Raw genomic sequence first — 6,085 nt, forward strand, 5'->3', positions numbered from 1 at the left:
AAGGGCAACGGCATCTTCCAGATCCAGAAGTTCGTCACCCCGCAGTTGAAGCACGTCACCCCGTACAGCTTCGAACTCCTCGCACGCGGCGATCGCCGCCGTGGCGGCCGGCTCGACCCGGTCGTAAGCGGCCGGCGCCTGGGCGAGCAGTGCCGGCACCTCGTCGCGGATCAGCGCCGCCGTGCCGGTGAACTGCCCGACCGCCGTCTCGGCGTGGACCCGCGGCATGTCCCGCAGCGTCGCGCGGGCGGTGGCGAGGGCGTCCGGTACGGCGGCGAGCCGTCCGGCGAGGCTCTCCAGCCGCACCTCGACGGGCGCGTACGGGCGGGCCACCAGCGCGTGCAGCAGCGGCCCCGGGTTGTGCGCCAGCGGGTCCCACTCGTACGACCGAATCTCGGTGGTCTCGAACAGCGCCCGGTCCACCAGCGCGGTCAGCAGTGCGTGGTCGACGGACTCCTCGACGGCCAGGGCGTCCGGGTCGATCTCGGCGAGCGCGTCACCGGCGTCCCGCAGCATCGCCCGGTCGGCCGCGACGGCGTCGACCGAGAGGTCCGGCAGCCGGTCGTCGTACCGATGATCCCCGGCCGAGCCGGCCAACCCCGGCCGACTGACGAGCAGAGCCTCGACTATCCGCTCCGCGAGCGGCCCAAAATCCTCCACCCGTCGGACCCTACCGCCCCACCCCCCAGCCACCCCCGTTGATCAAGGGGTTTGCGCCGTCGAGCGCGCTGATCCTGGCCCAAACCCCTTGATCAACCGGAGGGAGTGGACCGTTCGGCGGCGCGGACGGACTCGGCGTAGGCCAGGGTGGCGCGGCGGAGGGCGGCTTCCGGGTCCAGGTTCGCCTGCCGTGCCGCGGCTACCGTGGTCAGGAGGCTTGCGCCCAGTCTTGCTTCGGCGTCGACCTGGGTGTCGGCCAGCGGGGGCGGCACCGCCAGGCCGACGCGGGCGGCCCGGTCCAGGATCTTGGCGGCCAGGGCGAGCGCTGGCTGGCTCAGCGCGACGCCGTCCAGCACCGAGTCCCGTGCCTTCTCGGCCCGCTTGATCCGCTCCCAGTTCGCCTCGATCTCCTCCACCGTGCCGCCGGCACCGTCGGCGAAGACGTGCGGGTTGCGCCGGACCATCTTGTCGACCAGGTCACCGGCGACGTCGTCCACGGTCCACCGCTGCTCCTCCGGCAGCTCCTCGGCGAGCCGGGCGTGCAGCACCACCTGGAGCAGCACGTCCCCCAGCTCCTCGCGCAGCGCGTCGGTGTCCCCCGCGCTGATCGCGTCGTACGCCTCGTAGCACTCCTCCAGCAGGAATCCGGCGAGGCTGCGGTGGGTCTGCGCCCGCTTCCACGGGTCGCCGCCCGGCGACGCCAGGCGGTCCATCACCGCCACCGCGTCGAGGAGGCGCGCGCCGGGCGGGTCCCACGAGCCGTACATCAGCTCCAGCTCGGCCAGGCCGGGCTGGCGGGCCAGCCGCAGCCCCAGCTCCCGCGCCAGGGACTCGTCGCCGGCCGGGCCGGACAGCCAGACCGCCGTGCCGTGCGCGGCCACCGTGTCCAGCAACGCCTGCGTCGCCGGACCGTCCACCACGGTCACCTCGGCGCCCGTCGAGCGGATCGCCGTGGTCAGCTCACTCTCCGCCCCGGCCAGCACCGGAGCCTGGCGTACGACGTCCCAGGCGGCCGCCGTCAGCAACCCGGCCGGCAGCCGGGGTGAGGTGACCAGCAGGACGATCCGCGCCGACATGCTCAGCTGTCGGCCGGCCCGGCCGGCTCAGTCGGCTCGGTCGGCTCGGTCGACGGCAGCGGATCCGGGGTGGTGACGTCGGTGACCGCACTGTCGCCCTCGACGTACGGCAGGTTGTACTGCCGGAAGCCGCTCTCGGTCTGCAGCAGCGCCGGGATCTCCAGCGCTCGGAAGCGCGGATTGACGGTGACGTCCAGCTTCTCCACCTCGTCCTGGAGCGCGCTGCTCACCGCGGAGACCTGCTGGGTGAACGGAGCCTGCGCGAAGTTCTGGCGCTGCTCGTCGACCGACCAGCCGGCCGGGGCCAGGCCGGCGTCCACCAGCGCCTGGTACAGCGTCTCGCGCGCGTCGTCGGTCGGCTCGGCTCCCGGCAGCCCGGCCTCCAGCGCCAGGTAGACGTCGTACCACTCGGCGGCGAGCGTCGCATACTCGGTGCCCGGCACGCCCAACGCCTGACCGAGCTGCTCCGCGGTCAGCTGGTCCTTCACCTGGATCTGCTTCTCCTCGACGACCCGCTTGCCGAGGTCGATGCCGACCAGCAGGTTGAGGATGTCCTCCCGCTCCACCTTCAGCCGCAGCTGCTCCGGGGTCGGCTCCGCGCCGCTCTGCTTGGCGGCGGCGCGGACCGACTCCTCGTACCTCGTCTGGGCCTCGTCATGAATGGCGGCCACCCGGTCGACGGAGTACCTCATGTCCCCGACGTAGGCGGCGACGTCCGGCGCGGACCGGCCGCAGGCGGCGAGTGAGCTGACAGCGAGGACCGCGACGCTGGCGGCGACGGCAAGACGGCGAGCACGCATGACGGTCACTCTCTCACGCCATCCCACCGCTGATGTGACGCCCCCCACCCCTCACCGGGCGGCTCCGACGAGGGCCGCGGGCTCACCGAGGACGTCGGAGAGCAGTTGGGCGCACCACTCCAAGAGCGCCTGGTCGCGCAGGGGCTCGCCACCCACCCGGCGGGTGCTCGGGCGCGGCACGCTGACCTGGTCGGTGGCCTGCTTGTAGACCGAGTCCGGGTGGTAGCGCTTGAGCCGCAGCTGCTTCGAGTCGGGCAGCGGCAGCGGGCCGAACCGGATGTGCTTGCCCTGCATGCTCACGTCGGTGAGGCCGTACCGGCGGGCCAGCAGGCGGAACCGGGCCACCGCGACCAGGTTCTGCACCGGGGCCGGCGGCTCGCCGTACCGGTCCGTCATCTCGGCGACGACCTCGCGCAGCCGCTCGTCGTCGCGCGCCTCGGCGAGCTTGCGGTACATCTCCAGGCGCAGCCGCTCCACGCCGACGTAGTCGTGCGGCAGGTGCGCGTCGATCGGCAGGTCGATCTTGACGTCGACCTCCTCCTCCTGACGCTCGCCCTTGAACGCCGAGACCGCCTCGCCGACCATGCGCACGTACAGGTCGAAGCCGACACCCTCGATGTGCCCGGACTGCTCGCCGCCGAGCAGGTTGCCCGCGCCCCGGATCTCCAGGTCCTTCATCGCCACGTACATGCCGGCACCCAGCTCGGTGTGCTGGGCGATGGTGGCCAGCCGCTCGTGGGCGTGCTCCGTCAACGGCTTCTCCGGCGGGTAGAGGAAGTACGCGTACGCCCGCTCGCGGGCCCGGCCGACGCGACCCCGGATCTGGTGCAGCTGGGCCAGGCCGAGCAGGTCGGCGCGCTCCACGATCAGGGTGTTGGCGTTCGGGATGTCGATACCGGACTCCACGATCGTCGTGCAGACCAGGACGTCGAACTCCTTCTCCCAGAAGCCGACCATGACCTTCTCCAGGGCGTCCTCACCCATCTGGCCGTGCGCCACCGCCACCCGCGCGTCGGGCACCAGCTCCCGCAGCCTGCGGGCGGTCCGGTCGATCGACTCCACCCGGTTGTGCAGGTAGAAGACCTGCCCGTCCCGCAGCAACTCCCGGTGGATCGCGGCGGCGACCTGCCGGTCGTCGTACGCCCCGACGGCGGTCAGCACCGGGTGCCGCTCCTCCGGCGGGGTGGCGATGGTGGACATCTCCCGGATGCCGGTGATCGCCATCTCCAACGTCCGGGGGATCGGGGTGGCCGACATGCTCAGCACGTCGACCGAGGCCCGCATCGACTTCAGGTGCTCCTTGTGCTCGACGCCGAACCGCTGCTCCTCGTCGATGACCACCATGCCGAGCGACTTGAACCGGGTGGCCGCCTGGAGCAGCCGGTGGGTGCCGATGACGATGTCCGCGGTGCCGTCCGCCGCCATCGCCAGGGTCTGCTCGGCCTCCTTCGCAGTCTGGAAGCGGGACAGCTGCCGGATGGTCACCGGGAACTGGCTCATCCGCTCGGCGAAGGTGTTGTAGTGCTGCTGCACCAGCAGCGTGGTGGGCACCAGCACCGCGACCTGCTTGCCGTCCTGCACCGCCTTGAAGGCGGCCCGGACCGCGATCTCGGTCTTGCCGTAGCCCACGTCACCGCAGATCAACCGGTCCATCGGGACGGTCTGCTCCATGTCCCGCTTGACCTCGTCGATGGCGGCGAGCTGGTCCGGCGTCTCCTGCCACGGGAAGGCGTCCTCCAGCTCCCGCTGCCACGGCGTGTCCGGGCCGAACGAGTGACCCTTGGAGGCCTTGCGGGCCGCGTACAGCTGGATCAGCTGGGCGGCGATCTCCTTGACCGCCTTGCGGGCCCGGGCCTTGGACTTCTGCCAGTCCGAGCCGCCCATCTTGTGCAGGGTGGGCTGCTCGCCGCCGACGTACCGGGACAGCTGGTCGAGCTGGTCGGTGGGGACGAAGAGACGGTCGCCGGGCTGGCCGCGCTTGCTGGCGGCGTACTCGATGACCAGGTACTCCCGGCTGGCGCCGTTGACGGTGCGCTGCACCAGCTCGACGTACCGGCCGATGCCGTGCTGCTCGTGCACCACGAAGTCGCCGGCCTTCAGCTCCAGCGGATCGATGGTGTTGCGCCGCCGGCTCGGCATCTTGCGCATGTCACGGGTGGAGGTGCCCCGCCCGCCGGTGACGTCGTTGCCGGTGAGCAGCACGAACCGGGACGCCTCGTCGACGAAGCCCGAGGTCAGGCAGCCACAGGAGACGAGCACCTCACCCGGGACGGGGGCCGTCGGCACATCTTCGGTCATCCGGGCGCCGAGGCCGGCGTCGCGGAGCACCTCGACCGCCCGCTGGGCGGGACCGTGGCCCTCGAAGACCAGCGCGATCGACCAGCCCTCGCCGGCCCAGCGCTTCAGGTCGTCGACCACCCGCGCGGTCTCGCCGTGGTAGAGCGGGGCGGGCTGGGCGGCCAGGGTCACCGCGATCGCGTCGTCGGGGGTGACGTCGACCTCGGTCGGCTCGTCCTCCCAGGGCTGCCGGGCCGGCGTCGCGTCCGCCTCGGCCAGCCCGAACGGCGACAGCGTCCACCAGGGCTGGTGCAGGACACGTGCCCGCGCGCGTACGTCGGCGAGGGTCTTGAAGGCGGCGGCGCCGAGGTCGACCGGGGCCTGGGCGCCGACGGCGGCCGCGGCCCAGCTGGCCTGGAGGAACTCCTCGGAGGTACGCACGAGGTCGTGCGCCCGCGTGCGGATCCGCTCCGGGTCGCAGAGCAGCACGTGGGTGCCGGCGGGCATGGTGTCGACCAGCAGCTCCAGGCTCTCGTTGCCGAGCAGCGCCGGAACCAGCGACTCCATCCCCTCGACCGGGATGCCCTCGGCCAGCTTGTCGAGGATCTCGGCCAGCTCCGGGTGCTCCTGCCCGAGCGCGGCGGCCCGCTGCCGCACCGAGGGGGTGAGCAGCAGCTCCCGGCAGGGCGGCGCCCACAGCTGCGGCACACCCTCGATGGTGCGCTGGTCGGCGACGGCGAAGGTGCGGATCTCCTCCACCTCGTCGCCCCAGAACTCGACCCGGGACGGGTGCTCGTCGGTGGGCGGGAACACGTCCAGGATGCCGCCGCGCACCGCGAACTCGCCGCGCTTGGTGACCAGGTCGACCCGGGCGTACGCCATGTCGGTCAACCGGCGGGCCACCTCCTCCAGGTCCGCCTCCTCGCCGGCGGCGAGCTGTACCGGCTCCAGGTCGCCAAGCCCCTTGAGCTGCGGTTGCAGCAGCGACCGGACGGGCGCGACGACGACCCGCAGCGGCCCGGTGCGGCCGTGCGCGTCCGCCGACCCCGGGTGCGCCAGCCGGCGCAGCACGGCCAGCCGCCGGCCGACGGTGTCGGAGCGGGGCGAGAGCCGTTCGTGGGGCAGTGTCTCCCAGGAGGGGAACACCGCCACCTGCTCCGGAGGCAGCAGGCTGCCCAGGGCAGAGGCGAGGTCGTCGGCCTCCCGGCTGGTCGCGGTGACCGCCAGCACCGGCCGGCCCGCGCCACCGCCGGACTCGTCGGCCGCCACGGC

Annotated in this window: 4 protein-coding genes; all 4 read right to left on the minus strand. The window is 72.7% G+C overall.

Annotation, left to right across the window (positions count from 1 at the left end; genetic code table 11):
- On the minus strand, positions 1-660 hold a 660-nt coding region (locus AB0I76_RS20360; protein ID WP_357037600.1), incomplete at its 3' end, for a DUF885 family protein.
- 92 nt (positions 661-752) lie between these two features.
- Positions 753-1,736, minus strand: coding sequence for a nucleoside triphosphate pyrophosphohydrolase (locus AB0I76_RS20365; RefSeq protein WP_357037603.1), 984 nt, complete (start codon positions 1,734-1,736; stop codon positions 753-755).
- Positions 1,737-1,738: 2 nt separating this feature from the next.
- Positions 1,739-2,536, minus strand: coding sequence for a hypothetical protein (locus AB0I76_RS20370; protein ID WP_357037606.1), 798 nt, complete (start codon positions 2,534-2,536; stop codon positions 1,739-1,741).
- Positions 2,537-2,587: 51 nt separating this feature from the next.
- On the minus strand, positions 2,588-6,085 hold a 3,498-nt coding region (mfd, locus tag AB0I76_RS20375), incomplete at its 5' end, for a transcription-repair coupling factor (RefSeq protein WP_357037610.1).

Origin of the sequence: Micromonospora sp. NPDC049799 (assembly GCF_040656655.1) — a bacterium.
Taxonomy (GTDB): domain Bacteria; phylum Actinomycetota; class Actinomycetes; order Mycobacteriales; family Micromonosporaceae; genus Micromonospora.